Origin of the sequence: Sphingomonas sp. OK281, assembly GCF_900115295.1 — a bacterium.
Taxonomy (GTDB): Bacteria; Pseudomonadota; Alphaproteobacteria; order Sphingomonadales; family Sphingomonadaceae; genus Sphingomonas.
On record NZ_FOVZ01000001.1, the window covers coordinates 1,380,997 to 1,402,627 of the forward strand.

Here is a 21,631-nt window from a genome sequence, read left to right on the forward strand (position 1 = left end):
AGGAGAGACTGTGGCGGTGAAGCCTACATCTTGAAGCGCGCACCCACGAGGAAGGTGCGGCCGAAGTGATTATTCTCGTAGTTCCGGTTCGCATCGAGATCGGTGTAGCGGGTGCGATAATTGTCGGTCAGGTTGGTCCCCTCGAGCGAGACCTCGAGCGCCGGCGTCAGCTTGTAGCGCATCGACGCATCGACGTTGGTCGTCGCGCCATAGCCCTCAAACAAATTGCCGGTCGCGGATGCGCCGTCGATATAGGGGCTGCGATAGCTGATCGATCCGCGTGCGCTGAACTTCGCATCCTCGTAATACAGCGTGCCGTTATAGGCGCGCTTCGACAGGCCGTAGAGTGTCGCCGAGCGGGTCGTGTTCGGCAACGCGCCGAGCGTACCCGCTGGCGTGACGATCGTGGTCGCCGGACCGCCCTGCGAATAGCCCGCACTCGAGTCTACGAACGTCGCGTTGGCCAGTGCGCCGAAGTTACGCAGGAAGCCGGGCAGGAAGCGGAACGTCGTCTGGAGCGAGATTTCGGCGCCCTTGAGCGAGGCACCCGTTCCGTTGATCGGCGAGGTGATCTGCCACAACTGGCCTTCCGGCGCACCGGCGGCGGGCGAGCTTGCCGGGATGACCGACAGCGGCAGGCCGGTCGATGCGAACGTCCCGCTGCGCGTCGCCGAGACCGGGAAGCTCTCGACGTTCTTCTTGAACAGCGCGACCGAGAAGATCGACTGCGGTGCGAAATACCATTCCGCCGAGATGTCGAATGCGGTCGCGCGGAACGGATCGAGCTGCGGGTTGCCGAAGGTCACGCGGTAGTTGAAGCCGTCGACCGAACCGCCCGGCGTGAGGCTGCCGAGGCTTGGCCGGGTCAGCACCTTGGCGATCGCACCGCGGATGATGACGTCTTCCGCCGGGAACAGCGCGACGTTGATCGCGGGCAACCAGTCGTCGTAGCTGCGGCCGACCGTGGCCGGGGTGTTGACGGTGACGCCGCCGACGACTGCGGAGGACAGACCGGTCGAGCGCTGCTTGGTGTGGACGTAGCGAATGCCGGCATTGGCGGCGTAGCGCAGGCCGAGGATGTCGCCCTTCACGTCGAACTCGGTGTACCCGCCCGTCACCTGCTCTGAGACGCTGCGGGTATCGCCGACCAGTACGGTCGCCGGACGGTTATACAGCCCGGTATAGGCCGCCGACGCATCGATGTTCGGGATGAGGAAGCTGGTCGTCGTCCCCGACGGCTGGCCGGCCTTGCCGAGATTGAAGATCTCGCCGAGGCTGCCGGCCGGGAATCCGTATACCGCGGTCGACCCGAACAGCGTGTTCGGCGAACAGGTGAGCGTTCCCAGCACGACATCCTTGCCGCCGGCGTTGGGGCAGACGACCGCGTCGCGTGAAAAGCCCTGCGTGTCGAAGGTGAACTTGCGGTACAGTCCGCCCGCCTTGATCTGGAAGCCTTCCGCGACGTCCCACTCGGTCCGCAACTGCGCGGTGCGGAACTTGTTGACCGTTTCCGACGGGCGATCGCGGATTTCCGCCAGCTGGAAGTTCGCCGGATCGGTGACGCTGGTGCCGAAGGTCAGCTTCGGGCTCTTCATGTCGGTATAGTCGTAGCTATACCCCTGCGCATCGCGATCGTCGAACACGAAGGTCGTCTCGACCGGGATCGTCGCGTCCGACTTCGAGATACCACCCATCAGCGTGAAGCGCAGCTTGTCGGTGACGTCCTGATCCCAGCTGCCGCCGAGCTGATAGAATTCGGTCTGCGACTTGCGCAGATAATGCTCGGTGCGCACCCAGGCGTCGTTGAGCGTCGCCTTGACCAAGTTGTTGTTCGCATCGATCGTGTAGTTGCTGATGTCGATCGACCGCTCATTGGAGCGCAGCAGGACTTCGCCCCATTTCTCTTCGCGGGTTTCCTTGAACCGCGAATACAGCCCGTCGATCGAGATCTTGGTCGCCTCGCTCGGCGACCATTGCACGCTGCCGGTGATACCCAGCCGTTCGCGCTCGTGCCGGACCGAGCCGTAGCGCGGGATGCGCGGGTGGAAGGCTAGCGCGGCCGTGGTGCACGCGGCGCTAGGCACGTAAACTCCGCCTCGGTTCTGCGTGGTGTAGCAACGGGTGCCATCGACCGAGTCGAACGGCGCCTGCGCCCAACGAACCGTGTTGTTGCCGAGTTCGAAGTTGTTCGTCTTCGAATAGGCAGCCGACGCGGCGACGCCAAAGCTGCCGTCCGCGGACTTCCACGACAGCAGCCCGGCAAGACGCGGCCCAGTGTTCTTGCTCAGGTCATTGTAACTGGCCTGCGCCGACCCGACTGCGGTGAAGCCGATCTTGCCGCCGAGCGGATTGCCCGTGTTCAGATCGACGACGGCCCCGAGGGAGCCTTCGTCGAGCGACGCCTCGGCCGTCTTGTGGACGACGATCGAGTTGAACAGCTCGGAAGCAAACACGTTGAAATCGAACGCACGATCGCGGTTCGAACTGGCGCCGTCGGTCGAGGTGGCGACCGTCTCCATGCCGTTGACGCGGACGCGCGTGAACTGCGCACCAAGGCCACGCACAGTGATCGCACGGCCTTCGCCGGCGTCGCGCTGGATCGAGATGCCTGGGATACGCTGCAGTGATTCGGCGAGGTTCTGATCGGGGAACTTGGCGATGTCCTCGGCGACGATCGCATCGACCGCGGCGACCGACTGGCGCTTCACGTTGAGCGCGGCATCAAGCGACTTGCGGAACCCCGTGACGATGATCTCGGCGGTTTCACCTTCCGGCTGCACGGCATCAGGCGCGGTCTGCGGCGCTGTGGTGGCGGCCGGATCGGACGCGGTTCCCTGCGGGACGACCGCGGTCTGCGCTGGTGATGGATCGACCTGGGCCGGCGTTCCCGGCGTTACGCTGTTAGGGATTTGCGCAGCCTGCGCCGACGCGATCGACGGCAGGACCAGCGCGAGAACCAGACTGCCTGCGGACACGCCGCCGAGCCAGCGCATCCGTCGAATCGCAACCGTTGCTTGAACTTCCATTGCATCCACTCCCCGTTCGGCGATCGCCGATGACACCGGTTGCGCGATCGGCGGCTCGCCGTTGCGCTTCCGACCTGATTATTTCGGAGAGTTGGACCCGTTATCTAGCACGGTGGCACCCGATCCTCTCCCGAAAGGCCAGCCCTTGCTGGTCCTCCCACCGTCCCTTGCCTGCCTAGGTAACCGGTGTCAGAACAATGTCGCATGATCTGTGGCGTGTCAACATGCCGCGTCCCACTCGTATCAAGCAGGAGATGCGTCGATGAAATTGTTGCGAACTACCGCTCTTTCCGCCCTGCTCATGCTGTCCGCGTCGGGCTTTGCGCAGCAGCTAGCATCGCGACCGATGGTGATAGTGGACGAGGCCGATACGATGCGCCGGGAACCGCCCCCGCACGGCGCGATCGGCTCCAGCACCGCCTATCGAATCAGCGATGCCGTTCCCGGCCGGACGATGGAGTTCCGCAAGCGCATCCTGCAGCCCGGCAGCGCGATCGGCCTTCACCGCATTGCGCACGACGAGGTGTATTACGTAATTTCGGGGACGGGCGCGGTCTCGTCCGGCGCGGTGACGCAGCCGGTACGCACCGGGGTCGCCGCCTATCTGTTCGACGGAGAGACGGTAGGCATCCGCCAGACCGGCGAAGACCCGCTCGTGCTGATCATCGCCTATCCGATCCCGCGCTAGGTCCCAGGCTGGATATACGGGACCCGCGCGAACAGTTCGCGCTCCCATCTGCGCGGATCGTTCTCGATCCGGGATCGGGCGTCGAAGATCATCGTTGCTCGCCTTGCCCGATCGTACCGCGGCCAATTCGGTGCTCCGGCATGACCGGGATCGCCGGTAATCGCGAACGCGACGAAACTGTCCTGCATCGCCTTGGACGCCGCCTGCGCATCCGCCGCCGTTCCGGTCTGCGAGCCGGCAGCACCCAGCGTGCCGAACACCAGCGGGATATCCATCGTGTGGAACGCGCCGCGTCGCGGATCCGTCCGCGAAGCGAAATCCACCTGGTATACCCAGGTCGGTGCCCCTGCATCGGCGCGCGCCTCTGCCTCGATAACCTGCCCACGCCAGCTCCGCCCTGCCGTCGTCGCGCCGTAGAATATGTCTGTCGGCGACCAGTCCGGATAGCGCGCACGGTATTGCGCCACGACCCAATCGGGTAGGATATCGATCTTCAGTTCGGGCGCCATCCGTGTCGCAAGGTTGCTCCAGTCGAGCCCCCTCACCTTGGGCGAGTCGAGCCCGATGAACGCCCGCGTTTCGTCATGCGTGTTGCCGAGCATCATCGGGATGCGATTCCCGAGCGGGTTGGCGTCCGGCCAGAACGGATGCCGGGTCAGCCAGGTCATGTCGAGCACCGGTCCGAAATACACGCCACCGCCCATGATCGGATCGGTCGCCGACAGAGCGTCGACGAGCTTTTCGACAGGCATGGCGAGCAAAGGCCCAAGGTTGGTCTCGGCGACCCCCAGTTTTGCCAGGTACGCCTTCGCACGCGACGTTGCGTTGAGTGGTCCCGACGCCGTCACCTGCTGCCCGCTCATCGTCGCCGCGCGGTGGAACAGGCCCGCGGCGGCGGGCATGCCCATCATCGTCGCGATCTTCGCGCCGCCGCCCGACTGGCCGAACACCATGACGCGGGAGGGATCGCCACCGAACGCCGCAATATTGTCGCGTACCCATTTCAGCGCAAGGATCAGGTCGAGCTGTCCCGCATTGCCGCTGTCGGGAAAGCGTGGATCGAGCCGCGCGAGATACAGATAGCCGAGCGCGTTGAGGCGATGGTTGACCGTCACGACCACGACATCGCCGCGCGCTGCCATCACCTGCCCATCGTTCTGCGGATCGGTGACGCTGCCGTTCGAATAGGCGCCGCCGTGGATGTAGACCATCACCGGCTTCTTCGTGCGCATGTCGGCAGTCCAGACGTTGAGGAACAGGCAATCCTCGGACTGCGGACCATAGGGGCCGGACTGTGGACAGACCGGGCCGAACGCTTGCGCCGATCGCGTCTGCCCCGGCATCGCTACAGCCGTCGGTGCACGGAACCGTTCGGCGCGGCCGTAACGAATGCCCTTGAACGCGACGACATTGCGATCGACCGTCCCGACGAAATTGCCCGCCGGCGCACGTACCGCCGATGGCGTCTCCGCGCGCGCGCCAGTCGCCAGGATCAACGCAGCGCCGCCGCTAAGAGCACCACGCCGCGTCCAGGCGTCAGCGGCGGACATCGAGCCCGCCCGCCAGATACGCATCGATATCGGCCTGCCGGAACAGGCTCGCATCGCCCGGCAGCGAGTGCTTCAGGGCGGCGAGCGCCAACCCGATCCGCGCGACGTTGGCGATATCCTCGCCAGACCGCAAACCGTGCAGCACGCCCGCCGCGAATGCGTCGCCGCCGCCGATCCGGTCGACGATCCCGGCCAGCACGACCTCTTCGGTCTGGACATGCGTGGCGCGCGTGTCGATCCGTGCGGACAACCGGTGGAGGTCGACATGCTCGACGTGCCGCGCGGTCGATGCGATCGTCTGCAACCGCGGGAACGCCTCGAATGCTGCCTCCGCCGCGTCGCGCCGCCGGTCCTCCGCATCGCTGGAAAAATCGCGGCCCAGCAGGAGGGCGATGTCGCGGTGATTGCCGAACATCAGATCCGCATGCGCAACAAGATCCGTCAGGATTGCGCGCGGGTTGGAATCCCAGCGTTCCCACAGCTTGCCACGCCAATTGCCGTCGAACGAGACGGGGATGCCACGCTGGGTCGCAGCTTCGACGGCGGCGAGCGCGCTTTCCGCCGGCACTGGCCCGAGCGCCGGGGTGATGCCGGACAGATGGAAACGATCGACGCCTGCCAGCAGCGTGTCCCAGTCCCACGCGCTCGTCGGCGCCTCGGCAAACGAGGACCAGGCGCGATCGTAGACCACTTCGGTCGCGCGCAGACCCGCGCCCGAGGTAACAAAGTACAGCCCCATCCGCTCGCCGCCGAACGTGATGCTCGATGTGTCGACGCCATGTCCTCGCAAGGTCGTGATTGCCGCGCGGCCTAGGTCGTTGTCGGGCACCATCGTCGCCATGCCGACATCGTGACCTAGCCTTGCAAGCTGGGTGACGACGTTCGCCTCCGCGCCGGCGACCCACACGTCGAGCTTGGGCGTCTGCAACAGCAACTCGCGCCCCGGCGGCGAAAGCCGCAGCATGATCTCACCGAACGCCAGGAATTTGCTCATATCGCCCCTCGTTCAAATCTGTACGTTACGGCTGACATCCGCATCGTCATTCCCGCGAAGGCGGGAACCCATAGTGGCAAGCTTAGCGACACGATTACTAGCCTTCGCCAATATGGATCCCCGCCTTCGCGGGGATGACGAACAAGCAGGCGAAACTACCGCGCGAGCCAGCCGCCATCGACCGCCAGGATATGCCCCTGGACATACTTCGCCGCCGCCGACGATAGGAACACCGCCGCCCCGCCGAGATCGGACGCCTCGCCCCATGCGCCCGCGGGAATGCGGTCCATGATCGATTTGTTGCGCACCTCGTCGGCCTGTAGCGCCGCGGTGTTGTTCGTCGCGATATAGCCGGGCGCGATCGCGTTGACGTTGATGCCCTTGCTCGCCCACTCGTTCGCCAGCAGCTTGGTCAACCCGCCGATGCCCGACTTGGACGCGGTATAGCTCGGCACGCGAATGCCGCCCTGGAACGTCAGCATCGAGGCGATGTTGACGATCTTGCCCGAGCCCTGTGCGATCATGTGCCGCCCTGCCGCCTGGCAGAGGAAGAACACCGACTTGAGGTTGGTGTCGATCACCGCATCCCAGTCCGCTTCGGTAAAGTCGACTGCGTCCGCGCGACGGATGATGCCGGCATTGTTGATCAGGATGTCCAGACCGCCGAGCTTGGCGACCGTCTCGTCGACGACGCGCTGGACCGGATCGATTGTCGACAGGTCCGCCGAGACGATCTCCGCCTCGCGGCCGAGCGCACGGATCTGCGCGACAGTATCCTCGGCGGGCGTGCGACCGACGCAGGCGACGTCGGCGCCAGCGGTCGCAAGTGCAACGGCGATCGCCTGGCCGATGCCCGTGTTGGCGCCGGTGACGATGGCGACCTTGCCGGTCAGGTCGAAGGGGTTTGTCATGCTGTCTCTCTCATTCCCCTCCCGCCTGCGGGGGGGCTAGGGGAGGGGGAATGCGGACCAACGCTCGTGGACACGCCCTCCCCCGACCCCTCCCGTTAACGGGAGGGGAGCAGAAGTTACGCCAGCTGGCAGATATCCAGGACGTTCATGTCGGTATAATCCTGGTTCTCGCCGGCCATCGCCCAAATGAACGCATAAGCCTTGGTGCCCGAGCCCATGTGGATCGACCAAGGCGGGCTGATCACCGCTTCCTCGTTCGCCATAACGATGTGCCGCGTGGCCTCGCCTTCACCCATGTAGTGGAACACGCGGTCCTTCTCGAGGTCGTCGAGTTCGAAGTAGAAATAGATCTCGCTACGACGCTCGTGAATGTGCGGCGGCATCGTGTTCCAGACCGAGCCGGGCTTCAAGACCGTCAGGCCCATCACCAGCTGCGCGCTGTCGCAGATGCCCGGAATGACCATCTGGTAGATCGTCCGCTCGTTCGAGTCCTCCAGCGAACCGCGCTCCAGCGTGGTCGCATCGCCGACCGAGATTACCCGCGTCGTGAACGCCTTGTGCGCCGGGCACGACGCCAAGTAGAAGCGCGCGCCGTCGCCGGAGAACTGCACGTCCGTCGCGCCCATCGTCACGTACAGGCAGTCCTTGTTGCCGAGCGTGAACGTGTCGCCATCGACGGTCACCGTGCCGCTTACCTTACCGACGTTGACGACCGCGAGTTCGCGACGCTCGAGGAATGGGTGACCCGCCGCCGAGGCCGGCTCGGTCTGGTCGGGCAGCTTGACGCTACCGCTCGCGACGGCGACGCCGCCGATCACGAAGCGCTCGGCATGCGTGTAGTTGAGCACGCACTCGCCGTCGCGGAACAGGTCCTGGATCAAATAGCGGTCGCGCAGTTCGTCGTTGGAGACGCATTCCATCATGTCGGGGTGCGTGGCGTAGTAGGTGCGGTCGTACATAATAAGCTCCGGTCAGGCCGCTTGCGCGGCGAAATGGGGTTCGTCGATACGGTAGGCGCGGCGGACAAGGCCGCTGGTCAGTTCGTGCACGAGGTCCGCGGCTTCCCAGTCGGCGAGCCGATGTTCCGCGACCAGTTGCGCTAGAAATCCGCAGTCGATCCGCCGTGCGACGTCGTGTCGCGCCGGGATCGAGAGGAACGCCCGTGTGTCGTCATTGAAGCCGACGGTGTTGTAGAAGCCCGCGGTCTCGGTCGTCATCTCGCGGAACCGGCGCATCCCCTCGGGACTGTCGTGGAACCACCAGGATGGCCCAAGCTTGAGGCAGGGATAATGCCCGGCAAGCGGCGCCAACTCGCGCGCGTAGGAACTTTCGTCGAGCGTGAAGAGGATGATCGACAGCCGCGTGCTGGTTCCGAACCGATCGAGCAACGGCTTCAGCGCATGCACGTAATCGGTCCGCGTCGGGATGTCGGCGCCCTTGTCACGGCCATGGCTCGCGAACAGGCCGGCGTTGTGGTTGCGCGACGAGCCCGGATGGATCTGCATGACCATGCCATCCTCGACCGACATCGCCGCCATCTCAGTCAGCATCTGCGCGCGGAAGAGTTCGGCGTCCACCGGCGTCCAGTCACCGCGCGTCACCTTGGCGAACAGTGCCTCCGCTTCCGCGCCCGACAGGTTGGCGGTCGCGGCGGTTGGATGGCCGTGGTCGGTCGCGGTCGCGCCTGCCGCACGGAAGTCAGCGCGGCGCTTGCGGTGCGCGGCAAGATAGCCCTTCCAGTCGTACACGTCCTCGCCGGTCAACTCGGCAAAGCGCGCCATCGCCGGTTTGAACGCCTCATGCTCGACGTCGATGACGCCGTCCGGGCGATAGGTCGTGACGACGCGCCCGTTCCAGCCCGACTGGCGGATGCGGCGATGCGCGGCAAGATCGTCATGCGCGCCCTCGGTGGTCGCGAGGAACTCGATCCCGAACCGGTCGAACAGTGCGCGAGGACGGAACGCTTCGGACGCCAGCTTCTCGCCGATGATGTCGAAATACCGGTCCGCCGTCGACGCCTCGAGCCCGACGTCGATCCCGAATACGTCGGCGAACACATGATCGAGCCACAGCCGCGACGGCGTACCGCGGAACAGCGTATAATGCTCTGCAAACAATTTCCACGCCGCACGGGGGTCGGTCGCGGGCGTGCCGCTCAGCCGCGGTATCGCCAACGCATCGAGATCGACGCCTTGGCTATAAAGCATCCGGTAGAGATAGTGATCGGGCGCGAGCAGCAGCGAGGTCGCGTCGGTCCAGTTGGCGTTGTCCGCGAACCAGGTCGGATCGGTATGCCCATGTGGGCTGACGATCGGCGACGCCGCCACCTCGGCGTACAGCGCCCGCGCAATCGCACGTGTCGCCGGTTCCGCCGGGAAAAGGCGGTCCGGATGCAGTTCCAGAGCCCTTGCCATCGTCCATCCTCCTTGCCGCTTCGCGCGATCCTCGGTCGATCTGGTAACCGGTGTCAGCAGATCGCGCAACCGTGATTTCCGGCGACCGGCTTACGCCTCTGCATCGGCCGGTGGCGAGACAGACGCGCGCCGGATCAGGGTGGACAGGAACAGTGACGGCTCCTCGACCAGGTCGCTGCCATCGTCGACACCCGCGATCAACTTCAACGCGGCCGAGCGGGCCATCGATGCGATCGGCCAGCGTACCGTGGTCAGTGGTGGCCAGACGTGCGCGGCGATCGGCGTATCGTCGAAGCCGATGATGGAGAGATCGCGGGGGATGTCGAGCCCACGTTGTCGCGCGGCATGAATGATACCCGCCGCCATCTCATCGTTCGACGAGAAGATCGCGGTCGGTCGCGGCATCACGTCGAGCAACCGCTCCGCCGCGACCAGCCCCGATTCGAACGTGTAGTTGCCGTCCGCGATCATGCTGCGTGGCAAGGCGATCCCCGCCGCGGCCAAGGCGTCCTCGAACCCCAGACGCCGCTCGCGCGCCGAGCGGAACCCGTGCGGCCCCGCGACCAGACCGATCCGGCGATGCCCCTGCTCGATGAGGTACTCGGTCGCGGTTCGCACAGCCTCGCGGTCGTTGGACGCGACCATGTGGTCGGTATCGTCGATCACGGCCGAGCCCATCCGGACATAGCGACAGCCGATCGAATCGCACAATTTGGCGACCGAATCATTTTCGCTGACCGGTGGCATCAGCAGCACGCCGAACAACCGCTGCCGCTCGAGAAAATGCCTGAGGTCGTCGAGCATCGTCGCGGAGCCTCGATCGAGCGGGCGCACCACCATCTCGAACTCGGTGCCCTGCAACGCTTCGAGCATCCCCTGCTGCACGTTCAGCACGGTCTGCGCATTGGGATTGTCGTGGACCAGCCCGATCAGGAAATTGCGGCGAAGCGCCAGCGCTCGCGCCTGCGGATTGGGGATATAGCCCAACTCGCCGATCACGTCCTCGACGCGCTTGCGCGTATCGTCGTTGAGCAGCGGCGATCGGTTGATCACGCGGCTCACCGTCTTCTTGGAAACCCCGGCGATCCGGGCAACGTCGTTGATCGTCGGCTGACCGGTCTTTTGCATCGCAAGGACATAGCCCGACCTGACCAAGCCGTCTTGCAGAAACGCCATCGCCGTCGCATAATACTGACACCGGTTACCGATACATAAGAGGATGCGATGGCGAAGGCTCTGAGGGTCGATCCGCGCGACGGCGTGGCGACGCTTCTGCACGATGCGCTGGCGGGCGAGGTCGTGACGCTCGGTGAGGGCAGCGACGGCGACACGCTGGTCCTGGGCGCCGATGTCGGGCGCGGTCACAAAGTCGCGCTGGCACCGATCGCAGCGGGCGAACCCGTGGTTAAATACGGCTTCCCGATCGGTACCGCGACCCAGTCGATCGCCCCCGGCGCGCACGTCCATTCGCACAATCTAAAGACCGGCCTCGGAGGCACGCTCGCCTATCGGTTCGATCCGGTCGATACCGCGTCTGCCCCCAGCACATCTGCGAAGACGTTCGACGGCTATGTCCGAGCGGACGGAAGCGTCGGCACCCGCAACGAGATCTGGATCCTGTCGACCGTCGGCTGCGTCGCGCGCACCGCGGAGCGTATCGCCGCCAAGGCCGCCGCGCTGGTCGGCGATAGTGTCGACGGCGTCCACGCCTTCACGCATCCGCATGGCTGTTCGCAACTCGGCCAGGATCTGGAAGGAACGCGGACGATCATGGCGAGCCTCGCCTGCCATCCCAATGCGGGCGGCGTGCTGATCGTCGGGCTTGGCTGCGAAGAGAACCAGATTCGGGCGTTGCTCGCGGCGATCCCGGCGTCGCGGCATGGCATGATCCGCACGCTGACGACGCAGGCCAGCGGCGACGAGATCGCGGAAGGCTGCGCACTGGTCGCCGAACTCGCCGGACTGGCGAAGGCGAAGCGCCAGACGGTCGGCCTCGACAGGCTCGTGCTCGGGGTCAAATGCGGCGGATCGGACGGCCTGTCCGGCCTCACCGCCAACCCGCTGGTCGGCCGGATGAGCGACCGCGTCACGTCTGCGGGTGGCCGCGTCCTGGTGACCGAGATCCCCGAAATCTTCGGCGCCGAACAGATGCTGATGAACCGCGCGGCGAGCGAGCCCGTGTTCGAACGGATCGTCGAAGTCGTGAACGATTTCAAACGCTACTTCCTAGATCACGGTGAGACGGTGTCCGAGAACCCGTCCCCCGGCAACGTCGTCGGCGGTATCACCACGCTCGAGGAAAAGTCGCTCGGCGCCGTCCAGAAGGCGGGTCGCGCCGCGGTTGCCGACGTGATCGACTATGGCGCGAGGATCCGGATCGACGGCCTCACGCTGCTGGAGGCGCCGGGTAACGACGCGGTCTCCTCGACCGCGCTGGCGGCGGCCGGGGCGACCGCAATCCTGTTCACGACCGGCCGCGGGACGCCGCTCGGCTTCCCCGTGCCGACGATCAAGATAGCGTCCAATACCGACCTCGCCACGCGCAAGCCCGGCTGGATCGATTTCGATGCCGGCGCAGTGCTGGAAGACGGTTTCCCGGCCACCGAAGAGGCATTGCTCGCGCGGATCATGCAGGTCGCCTCGGGCGCCGAAACCGCGGCGGAGCGCAACGGCGAACGCGAAATCGCGATCTGGAAACGAGGCGTAACGCTATGAACCGACTGTCTCTTGCCAGCCTCTCTGCCGTGCCCGCATTTGTTCAAAGACCTAAAAGGGGCCCGGCGGGCGACGTCGGCATCGTCCATTTCGGCCCCGGCGCGTTCCACCGCGCGCACCAGGCAGCCTATATCGACGACGTCCTCGCGCACGATCCTCGCTGGGGAATCGCAGCGGTTTCGATGCGGACGCGAGGCACGATCGACGCGCTGGCCGAACAGGACGGGCTCTATACGCTGGCGATCCGTGACGCCGGTTCGTCGATGCGCGTGATCGGGGCGCACCGCCGCTTCCTGGGGCCTGAGGACGCCGCGGAGACCCGCGCGCTGCTTGCCGACCCGGCCGTCGCACTGGTGTCGACGACCGTGACCGAAAAGGGCTATTGTCTCGCGGCCGATGGCACACTCGACATGGCGCATCCCGATATCGTCCACGATCTCGCCGGAACGATGGTTCCGCGTAGCGTCGTCGGCTGGTTGGTCGCCGGCCTGGCCGCACGCCGTACCGCCGGTATAGCCCCGTTCGTACCGATGCCGTGCGATAATCTGGCGAGCAACGGCGCCAAGCTCCACGCCGCACTGGTCGCGTTCGCCGGCCGTACCGACGCACCGCTGGCGGACTGGATCGCAGGCGAAGTCCGCGTCCCGTCGACGATGGTCGATTCGATCACGCCGGCGAGCGACGCCGCGCTCTATGCCGATGTGGCCGCCACGCTCGGGATCGAGGATCGTGCCGCGGTTCAGCGGGAGTCGTTCAAGCAATGGGTCATCGAGGACATCGGACGTCCGCTCGGCCCCGACCTGGCCAGTGTCGGCGCGACGGTCACCACCGACGTCGGTGGCTATGAAAAGGCCAAGCTGCGGATCCTCAACGGTGCGCATTCCACGCTCGCCTATGCCGGCGTGTTGCGCGGATCGACCAGCGTCGCCGAGGCGATGCGCGACCCTCAACTCGCCACGTTCGTCGACGCGATGATCGCGCGCGACATCATTCCGATGCTGCCCCCCGTCCACGGGCTCGACATCCAGGACTATCGTGCCGCCGTCCTGCAACGCTTCCGCAACCCGGTGATCGTCCACCGGCTCGACCAGATCGCGCAGGACGGTTCGCAGAAACTGCCCTATCGGCTTGGCGACACGCTGATCGCCAACCGACGCGCAGGACGGATGCCGCAGCATGCGGTCGCAGCATTCGGCGCGTGGACCGCGTTCCTGATCCGCCGATCACGCAATGGACAGCCGATCGTCGATCCCGCCGGCGACAGGCTGGCGATACTCGCATCCGAGGGTAGCCCGGCGGACATAGTCACGCGCTTGGCCGGCGAAGGCCTCGGCATTCCTCGCGAAGTGCTTGAGGACGCTGCCCTAATACTCGCGCTCGGACGCGCCGCGACCGACGCCCATGACGAAAACTGGACGTCGTTATTCGCCGGATGAGTATGTACGCTTGTCAATGACACCGGTTTCCCATACGCTTCGGCAAAATAGAATGACATCATAGGAGGGGTTCTTGGCGGCACAGCCGAACACGACCGACAACACGACACGGATCGCCAGAACCTTCGTGGAGGCGCGCCGGGATGGTAACGCCGTTCCTGAATTTCCCGGCGACGTGCCGGTTACGCTCGGCCAGGGCTATGCCGTGCAGGATGCGGCACTGCTGCTCGCGGACGGCGTCGTTGCCGGCTGGAAGGTCGGCCGGATTAATCCGCCACTCGACGGTATCGATCGACTGACGGGACCGATCTTTGCCGATCAGGTCGTCACAGCCAGCGCAGATCCCGTTGTCATGCCTGTGTTCGCGCAGGGATTTGCCGCCGCGGAGGCCGAATTCCTGCTCAGGATTGGCACCGCGCCCGACCCCGTCAAGTCGACCTATACGATCGACGAAGCCCGAGCGATGATCGACGCGGTGCATGTCGGGATCGAGATCGCGAGTTCGCCCTTCCCCGGGATCAACGCCCTCGGGCCAACCGTCACGGTGTCCGATTTCGGCAACAACAATGGGCTAGTCGTGGGTGCCGATGCCGACGGGTGGCGCGACGGCGACATCAACGACTGGCCGGTCGAACTTTGGATCAACGACGCCTTGATCGGCGCCGCAACAAGCGCGACGATGCTCGACGGACCGTTTGGCGCAGTCCGTTATCTGCTCGAGCACATGGCTGCACGCGGGATCGCATTGTCGCCGGGACAATGGGTTTCGACGGGCGCGGTCACCGGCGTCCATCCGGTTGCGATCGGCGACCGGATCGAGGCGCGTTTCGACGGACGGTTCGCCGTCCACTGCACCATCAAGGCCCGCTAGAGGCTGCTTTTAGGAGAGAGGCCAATGGCGAGCATCAACATGCCGGAGGTGGGCGCAGCCGGGATAGGCGCCGGGGCTGAGCCAAACAGCGCCGGCGCAGGCGGCGCCATCGGTCGCTATCGCTGGCTGATCTGCAGCCTGTTGTTTGCCGCGACCGCGATCAACTATGTCGACCGCCAGATGATCGGCGTGCTGAAACCGACCATCTCCGCCGAACTCGGCTGGAACGAGACGACCTATGCCGATGTCATCTTCTGGTTCCAGGCGGCCTATGCGATCGGCTATCTGAGCTTCGGCAGGATCGTCGACGTGCTCGGTGCGCGGATCGGCTATTCGGTTGCGTTCGTGATCTGGACGCTGGGCCATACGCTGTGCGGGTTCGCCGGCAACGCGTTCCAGTTTTCCGCCGCGCGCGTCGTACTCGGCCTTGGCGAGGCGGGTAATTTTCCTGCCGGCATCAAGGCTGTCTCGGAGTGGTTTCCGGCCAAGGAGCGCGCGTTCGCGACCGGCGTGTTCAACGCGGGTGCGAACATCGGCGCAGTCGTCACGCCGTTGATCGTGCCGATCATCACGATCGCGTTCGGCTGGCGAATGGCATTCATCATCACGGGCGCGATCAGCCTGATCTGGCTGGTCGCCTGGATCGCGATCTATCGCCGTCCACGCGAGGTGGCGAAGCTGTCCCCCGCCGAACTCGCGCATATCGAGAGCGATCCCGCGGATCCTGCGAAGAAGATCGGCTGGCTCAAGCTGCTCGGCTACCGCGAGACCTGGGCTTATGCGCTGGGCAAGTTTCTGATCGATCCGATCTGGTGGCTGTTCCTGTTCTGGACGCCCGATTTCCTGGCGAAGACCTATCATCTCGATCTCAAGAGCTTCGGGCCGCCGCTGGTCGCGATCTACCTGCTATCCGATCTTGGTAGCGTCGCAGGCGGCTGGTCGTCGTCGAGACTGATGAAGCGCGGCCATTCCGCCAATTTCGCGCGGAAGGTCACGATGCTGGCCTGCGCGTTCCTGGTGATGCCGATCTTCTTCGCGCAATATGTCGACAATCTCTGGCTTGCGGTCGGGATCGTCGGGCTGGCTACGGCGGCGCACCAGGCGTTCTCCGCGAACCTCTACACGATCCCGTCGGACATGTTCCCGCGCGGCGCGGTCGGGTCGGTGGTCGGGATCGGCGGCACGGTCGGCGCGATCGGCGGCATGATGATGGCCAAGTTCACCGGCTACATCCTGCAGACCACGGGGAGTTACACGCTGATCTTCGCGGTCGCCGGCAGCACGTACCTGATCGCGATCGCCGTCGTGCATCTGCTCTCGCCGAGACTGGCGAGGGTGGACGCCGGCTGAAGCTGCCGTCTCTTGTTCTCCCGCGATGGCGGAAGCCCAGTCTGGGCTCCCGCCTTCGCGGGAGAACAAGCTTCTGACGACGAACATTCGGCCAAATCGCTCAATGCCGATTGGCCCCAGGGAGAGAGCAGTGAAGCGTTTCACCACGGCGTCCGTCCTAGCATTAGCCGTTTCGAGCATCGCTCCGGCACAAGCACAGGATGCGACCGGCCTCCTCTTCCGCGCGTCTGCCGACACGAGTTTGACTGCCGACTACGCAACCGGCGATCCCGTCCCGAACTTCCGCAGCGGCGTCGACATCACCCCGGATGGTGCCATCGGCGGTGCCGCGCGCTGGGCGGACGACGGTTACGTCGCGTGGAAAGCGCCCGGCAACATCCGCGCCGACCGCGGCACGCTCGCCTTCTTCTGGCGATCGCGCACGCCAGTCGGCGTAGCACCGTTCGTAATCTTCCGCACCGGGTTCGCCGACCATTCAAGCTGGGACATGGCGTTCCTTCGGATCGACTGGAACGGCCACGGCTTCGACGCCTTCGTCACCGACGCGAACCTCTCGCGCATCCGCGTCTCCTGGACGATACCGCAGGCCCCCGCCGCAACCGCGTGGTCGCACATCGGCTTTGCGTGGGACGAGACGGTCGGCGTGCAACTCTACGTCGACGGCAAGCTGGTCGCGCGGAAAGATCAAAAGGCCGATCTGGACAGCGGCCTAGACCAGTTCGGTCTCGCCGGCCGCGTCATGTCGCCGCATCAGGTCCAGAGCCGCTATAATTTCATGCGCGGCTCGGACCTCGACGAGATTCGCGTCTATGATCGCATGCTCGCAGCCACCGACGTCGCAGCGCTCGCCGACAAGCGCGAACCGGCCTCGGCGCCTGCGACCGACCCAACCGCAAGGCGAACCGCCTGGCTGCACCGCTACGGCTGGGACAAGTCCGCCCCGCCCGTCCTCGACGCGCCGGTCACGCGCGTGCGGAAGGTCGAGTTCGCCGATGCGAAGGACTTGAAGGAATGGATGTGGAAAGGCGTCGACGGCATTGCCGAGACGACTTGGCCCGGCGTCTACAACCGCTCCCGACTGCCCGGCCGCGACGATTATTTCGAGCTGCCCGACTGGAACACGTATGTCGAAGGCGGCAAGCGATACGACCTGACGATCCCCCCCGGCGAACGCGTCAACCGCGTCGAGATCCGCGGCGCGGCCTACGGCCGTCTCGACTGGAGCGACGGCGTCAAGACCACGCAGATCGCCACCCGCCCGCAAGGCGCCGTTCGCAGCGTCGACCAGTTCCCGCTCCGCACCGGCGGCGTGCTCAGCTTCACGAACACCATGCAGGAGCAGCCGATCCAGGAGCTTTGGGCCTACGACATCGGTGCAGGCGCAGAACCCACCGGTAGCTTCAAGCTCTCCTACACGATCGATGCCGCCGCCTCTCCCAATCTAGCCGCGCTCGCCCCCCTCAACGCCTACATCGCCGGCCGGTTCGCACCCGACGAACGCAGCACCGTCGTCGCGATGCCCGCGGCAGGCCTGAAAGCTGCAGTCGGCGCAGGCACCGGTGGCGCCTCCGGCGCGCCAGTCCGCCGTAGGGACGCCGCCCCGATAGTCCACATCCTCATCCCGGCGAGCTTCGGCGACGCGCTCCCCGACCGCCCCCTCGCCCGCGCGTTCGATTATGGCTGGCAGAACCTCAACGATGGGCTGGACGGCATCGCGATCGACATCCCTGCGCTGAAGGCCAAGCCCGACGCCGCAGGTCTCATCGCGCTCAACATCCGCGTGAAGGACCCGATCTGGCCCGGCCGCGACATGATCGATCTTTCCGTATCGGTCCGCGCAAACGAAGCCCGCACGCTCTGGCTCGATCTCCGCGACCGCATCCTGCCCAACGACAGCCTGTACCTGACGATCGCCAGCGCAGCCCCCGACTTCGACGCCACCGCGCTAAACGGCGCCAGGATTCGCCTCGTCTTCAAACCCCGTGCCGTCGCCCTGCCCGAACACGTCGCCGACCGCATGGCGCAGGTGAAGGACAATTGGGGCTTCCTCGTCGAGGAGCACACGGCATCGAAGCGCGCCGGCCTCTACCAGCGCCTGTTCGCCGACATATCCGACCTGCTCCGCGTCGATCCCGACAACGCGCGGGCCCGTACTTACTGGGCCGACATCAACTATCGCCCCGAAAACCTGCCCGCCTTCGTCCAGCCGGTCGCCCCCGCGGGCGTGCCGCTCTGGGCGTTCCGCCAACTCGAAGACCTGAAGCGCGTCCGCCAGTTCGTCACCTGGTGGATCGACGAGCGCCAGGTCCCATACGGCGATTTCGGCGGCGGCATTTCGGACGACACCGACCTGACGCAGCAATGGCCCGGCCTCGCGCTGATGGGAGTCGAGCCCGACAAGATCAACGCCTCGCTGCGCGCGCTGTCCGACGCGGTCTACAAGAACGGCATGATCGTGAACGGGCTCGGCTACATCACTACCGACGAGCTCCACGCGTACGAAGAGGGCCTGAACAGCAACGCGGAACGCCTGTACCTCAACTGGGGCGAACCCAAGGCGGTCGAGCGGCTGATGGACAACACGCGCGCCCTCCAGACCGTGATCCTCAGGAACCCCGCCGGCCACATGCACTTCGCGAGCAACTGGTATGGCGGGCGGAAGATGTACCGCGAGGGCGCGTGGGAATGGCAGAAACCCTATGCCTTCACCGTCATGCACGGCCCGATGCTGGTCGGCCTCTACAACGCCAATCCGCTGGCGCGAGGCCTGGTCACCGGCGTGATCGACGGCTGGATGGCGCATGGCAAACAAGGTCCGGACGGCAGCTGGAGCTATCCCAACGAGATCAACTGGCGCACCGACGCCGAGCGTGTCGGTGACGGCGGCGGCATCACCACGTCGTTGCAGGCGACATGGGCCGCATGGCGCTACACCGGCGACGCGAACTACCTCCGCCCGATAGAGGCGCGGCTGGCCAAGGCCGGTCCGGGTGCACTCGCCGAATTCAACGAGAACGCGTTCGATGCCCTCCCCGGTGGCGCCGCAGCGCGCACCAAGCTCGCGGCGACCAAATCCGAAGACCCGTTCGCCCGCTACACCGCCTGGGCCGCGACCGGCGACACTGCGCCGTTGGCAGCGCTCCACGCCGACGCGATCGCCGACAAGTCGCAGCACATGGACATGTACACCGAGGGCCATTGGTGGAGCGACCGCGTCGACCAGCCGAGCGAGATCCTGCAACGCGAACGGCTCGGCGGCATCGCGCTGCGCCGCAACCAGAGCTGGCCCGGCAACACCGTGAGCTGGCGCTTCGCCGAACCGGATGCAGCCGAACGCGTCGCGATCCTCCTGCCGGGCGCGACTCCGACCAGGTTCCGTGTGATCGCCTACAACACCACCGATCACGCCCAACGCGCGACGATGTCGACCTGGACCGTCACCGCTGGTCGCTGGTCCATGAAGACGTCGAGCAGCGCGGACGGCGGCAAGACGCTCACGCCGATCGGCAGCGCAGAGACCATGACGCTCGAACGCAGCGTTGCTACCGACGTGGCGTTCGCACCCGGCACGACGGTGATCGACTTCGCGCTGGTAGAAGCAGGCACACCGGTGGACCAGCGCGCCGATCTCGGCATCGGCCCGGACGACGTGATCGTGACGGGTCGGAACGTTACGGTCACCGTCCACAGCCTCGGCGCAAAAGACGCGGCGGGCGGGCGGGCGGAACTGGTCGACGCGACAGGCAAAGTTGTCGCCACCATGAGCATTCCACCGCTAGCCGCCCCGCTCGATCTCAACCCCAAAACCACAACTGTGAAGTTTGCTATCCCGGCGCGGCTCGATCCAGCAACGCTGACCGTCCATGTTGCGCTGACCGGAGACGAGCCCGAAATCACTCAGGCTAACAACCGTGTTGCGTTGCCCCGATGATGCGCACCTCATGACGCTTCGACGATGTCCCGACGCCTCCGCCTCCGGTCGCGTGGTCGCTGCCACCCCGCTCGTGCCGAACGAAATCGAAGCATACCCGCCTTGCGAAGCACCTTTCGACCGGGTTCAGGGCGAACGGGGGCGTGTGTGATGACTTCAAGCCGCCGAACCGTTCTTGCCGGATTGGCTTCCGCAGCCTTCGTCCCCGCAAAGATCTATGCCCGATCCAGCACAACGTTACGCCAAGCCCTCGACGCCGCTACGGCAACCGATCCAGACGAAGCACTCCGTCTCCTCGCCCCCTTCGACGCACACGCCTTGCAACCTGGCGACCGCCTCGATCTGACGACCGCTCGTGCCGGCCTGGCGATCGACGCCGCCATCGCCCGGTCGGCGTTCGGCCGCACCGGACGCAGCCCCTACCGCGTCACCCCTACGACCGGCGCCTGGAAGGCGGCACGTCCGGAGCAGGCCAGGATCGACGCAGACACTGCCGCTATCCTGACCGACGCCGCAGTGGGCATCATCCTTCCCCGCCTGTCTCTCGACCGCACAGTCGATGCGCTTCGATCCGCCCCCGCGAACCCCGCGATCGATCGACAGATCGCCGCACTTGAAAGTCTCCGTGACACCGCGCCTTCCGCTCCCGGCTTCGGACGGTTCAAGGGCGGCACGGACTGGTACGCTCTTCAACTGCAACGCTCGCTCGGCACCATGACGCCGGCCTATGCCGAACGCCGGCTCCTCGTGGAATTGAACCGCCTTCACGCTCGCGCCAAGCACCTGTTCGACGAGATCGGCGCATCCAGGGGGACGGTCGCAGCACGCTATGCCAAACTATGGCAGGACGAGCGTTTTCTCTATCCAGACACCAGCGCTGGCCGCGCCGAGGCAATCGGCGACATGAACCGCATGCTCGCCACCGCGCGAGACAAAATCCCGTCGGCGTTCGGCAAGGTCCCTTCCTGGTGCCTGAACGCCAGCGCTCGCGCGCTGTCCCCGCGAGAAATTACTACCGGCCGCGGTGGCTATCGGGAGGTCCCGACGCCGTCCCGCCCCGGCGCCTATGTCGTCGACCTCAAGGACATTCGCCGTCGCCCACGCTGGACGCTTCGCAGCGTCGTGGCGCACGAATTGCTTCCCGGTCACATGATCCAGCTGGGTCTGGAAGGTGCCACCCCGCCCCACCCGCTCCGCATTGAATATGCGTCGTCGTTCGTCGAAGGCTGGGGCATCTACGCCGAGCAACTCGCCGAAAAAGCCGGCGCCTACGCCGATCCGTACGATGCGCTCGGCCACACCCACTGGCTTCTTTTCCGCGTAGCCCGCGCGCTCGTCGACCTCGGTATCCACCTCCACGGCTGGTCGATCGAGCAAGCCCGCGCCCGCCTTACCGAATGGCAAGGTCAACCTGCCTATTTTGCGCCGTTCGACAGTGAGCTAGCCCGCATCCCCCTCGAACCAGGCACCCGCGTAGCAGAGGCGATGGCTTGGCTGGCAATTGCCGACAACAGTCGCAATACATGGGCTACCTCCTATCATCGCAGCCTCTTGCTAGCGGGACGAAAGCGAGTTTGATCTGGCTAATTTTAGTAAAAATGATCGGCTTTTATATTAATGAATACATGTTCACTGATCGTTAGGTGTCAATCGGGGGGGCATTCCTTTTTTCACCAAGTATGAACAGCTGCAGATGGGCCAACGGCGGCGTGCCGATGCCGCTTCGCAATTATGTGCAAACGTCG

Annotated in this window: 14 protein-coding genes; 7 read left to right on the plus strand and 7 right to left on the minus strand. The window is 65.4% G+C overall.

Features of this window, described 5'->3' with window-relative positions; all coding sequences use genetic code 11:
- Positions 1-23: 23 nt before the first annotated feature.
- Positions 24-3,026 (minus strand): TonB-dependent receptor, encoded by a 3,003-nt coding sequence (locus tag BM244_RS06050; protein ID WP_254784288.1) that lies wholly within the window; start codon positions 3,024-3,026, stop codon positions 24-26.
- Positions 3,027-3,288: 262 nt separating this feature from the next.
- On the opposite strand from BM244_RS06050, the gene BM244_RS06055 reads away from it, so the two are divergent.
- Positions 3,289-3,714 carry a cupin domain-containing protein gene (locus BM244_RS06055; RefSeq protein WP_093397969.1) on the plus strand — a complete coding sequence of 142 codons (426 nt, stop codon included), beginning with the start codon at positions 3,289-3,291 and terminating at the stop codon, positions 3,712-3,714.
- Here BM244_RS06055 and BM244_RS06060 read toward each other — a convergent pair.
- The 6 genes from BM244_RS06060 to BM244_RS06085 all read right to left on the minus strand — a co-directional run bounded on the left by BM244_RS06060 (position 3,711) and on the right by BM244_RS06085 (position 10,711).
- Positions 3,711-5,264 carry a carboxylesterase/lipase family protein gene (locus tag BM244_RS06060; protein WP_093397970.1) on the minus strand — a complete coding sequence of 518 codons (1,554 nt, stop codon included), beginning with the start codon at positions 5,262-5,264 and terminating at the stop codon, positions 3,711-3,713. The genes BM244_RS06055 and BM244_RS06060 overlap by 4 nt on opposite strands.
- Positions 5,251-6,258 carry a sugar kinase gene (locus BM244_RS06065; protein WP_093397971.1) on the minus strand — a complete coding sequence of 336 codons (1,008 nt, stop codon included), beginning with the start codon at positions 6,256-6,258 and terminating at the stop codon, positions 5,251-5,253. Before BM244_RS06065 ends, BM244_RS06060 begins: the two co-directional genes overlap by 14 nt.
- Before the next feature lie 155 nt (positions 6,259-6,413).
- Entirely contained in the window at positions 6,414-7,169 is a 756-nt protein-coding gene (kduD, locus tag BM244_RS06070; protein ID WP_093397972.1) for a 2-dehydro-3-deoxy-D-gluconate 5-dehydrogenase KduD, read from the minus strand.
- A gap of 116 nt (positions 7,170-7,285) precedes the next feature.
- The gene (kduI, locus tag BM244_RS06075) at positions 7,286-8,128 is read right to left on the minus strand and encodes a 5-dehydro-4-deoxy-D-glucuronate isomerase (RefSeq protein ID WP_093397973.1); all 843 of its coding nucleotides are present in this window, start codon (positions 8,126-8,128) and stop codon (positions 7,286-7,288) included.
- 12 nt (positions 8,129-8,140) lie between these two features.
- Complete coding sequence (gene uxaC / locus BM244_RS06080; RefSeq protein WP_093397974.1) at positions 8,141-9,583, minus strand: glucuronate isomerase; 1,443 nt, start codon at positions 9,581-9,583, stop codon at positions 8,141-8,143.
- Between the two features lie 90 nt (positions 9,584-9,673).
- Positions 9,674-10,711: a LacI family DNA-binding transcriptional regulator gene (locus BM244_RS06085; protein WP_093398170.1), complete on the minus strand. Its 1,038-nt coding sequence runs from the start codon at positions 10,709-10,711 to the stop codon at positions 9,674-9,676.
- A 96-nt stretch (positions 10,712-10,807) separates the two neighbouring features.
- Between BM244_RS06085 and BM244_RS06090 the strand changes: the two genes are divergently transcribed.
- From BM244_RS06090 to BM244_RS06115, 6 genes are all read left to right on the plus strand, one after another.
- Complete coding sequence (locus BM244_RS06090) at positions 10,808-12,298, plus strand: UxaA family hydrolase (RefSeq protein WP_093397975.1); 1,491 nt, start codon at positions 10,808-10,810, stop codon at positions 12,296-12,298.
- The gene (locus BM244_RS06095; protein ID WP_093397976.1) at positions 12,295-13,734 is read left to right on the plus strand and encodes a mannitol dehydrogenase family protein; all 1,440 of its coding nucleotides are present in this window, start codon (positions 12,295-12,297) and stop codon (positions 13,732-13,734) included. Before BM244_RS06090 ends, BM244_RS06095 begins: the two co-directional genes overlap by 4 nt.
- Positions 13,735-13,807: 73 nt before the next feature.
- Complete coding sequence (locus tag BM244_RS06100) at positions 13,808-14,605, plus strand: 2-keto-4-pentenoate hydratase (RefSeq protein WP_093397977.1); 798 nt, start codon at positions 13,808-13,810, stop codon at positions 14,603-14,605.
- Positions 14,606-14,629: 24 nt separating this feature from the next.
- The gene (locus tag BM244_RS06105) at positions 14,630-15,955 is read left to right on the plus strand and encodes an MFS transporter (protein WP_093397978.1); all 1,326 of its coding nucleotides are present in this window, start codon (positions 14,630-14,632) and stop codon (positions 15,953-15,955) included.
- A gap of 130 nt (positions 15,956-16,085) precedes the next feature.
- Entirely contained in the window at positions 16,086-19,886 is a 3,801-nt protein-coding gene (locus BM244_RS06110; RefSeq protein ID WP_254784289.1) for a LamG-like jellyroll fold domain-containing protein, read from the plus strand.
- A gap of 318 nt (positions 19,887-20,204) precedes the next feature.
- Positions 20,205-21,464, plus strand: a complete 1,260-nt coding sequence (locus tag BM244_RS06115; protein WP_139226872.1) for a DUF885 family protein — start codon at positions 20,205-20,207, stop codon at positions 21,462-21,464.
- Positions 21,465-21,631 lie beyond the last annotated feature (167 nt).

Coding starts and splice junctions, on each gene's coding strand:
- BM244_RS06065 (WP_093397971.1), bottom strand. CDS start 6,258: ATGAGCAAATTCCTGGCGTTCGGTGAGATCATGCTGCGGCTTTCGCCG.
- kduD (WP_093397972.1), bottom strand. CDS start 7,169: ATGACAAACCCCTTCGACCTGACCGGCAAGGTCGCCATCGTCACCGGC.
- BM244_RS06085 (WP_093398170.1), bottom strand. CDS start 10,711: ATGCAAAAGACCGGTCAGCCGACGATCAACGACGTTGCCCGGATCGCC.
- BM244_RS06095 (WP_093397976.1), top strand. CDS start 12,295: ATGAACCGACTGTCTCTTGCCAGCCTCTCTGCCGTGCCCGCATTTGTT.
- uxaC (WP_093397974.1), bottom strand. CDS start 9,583: ATGGCAAGGGCTCTGGAACTGCATCCGGACCGCCTTTTCCCGGCGGAA.
- BM244_RS06105 (WP_093397978.1), top strand. CDS start 14,630: ATGGCGAGCATCAACATGCCGGAGGTGGGCGCAGCCGGGATAGGCGCC.
- BM244_RS06090 (WP_093397975.1), top strand. CDS start 10,808: ATGGCGAAGGCTCTGAGGGTCGATCCGCGCGACGGCGTGGCGACGCTT.
- BM244_RS06055 (WP_093397969.1), top strand. CDS start 3,289: ATGAAATTGTTGCGAACTACCGCTCTTTCCGCCCTGCTCATGCTGTCC.
- kduI (WP_093397973.1), bottom strand. CDS start 8,128: ATGTACGACCGCACCTACTACGCCACGCACCCCGACATGATGGAATGC.
- BM244_RS06060 (WP_093397970.1), bottom strand. CDS start 5,264: ATGTCCGCCGCTGACGCCTGGACGCGGCGTGGTGCTCTTAGCGGCGGC.
- BM244_RS06050 (WP_254784288.1), bottom strand. CDS start 3,026: ATGGAAGTTCAAGCAACGGTTGCGATTCGACGGATGCGCTGGCTCGGC.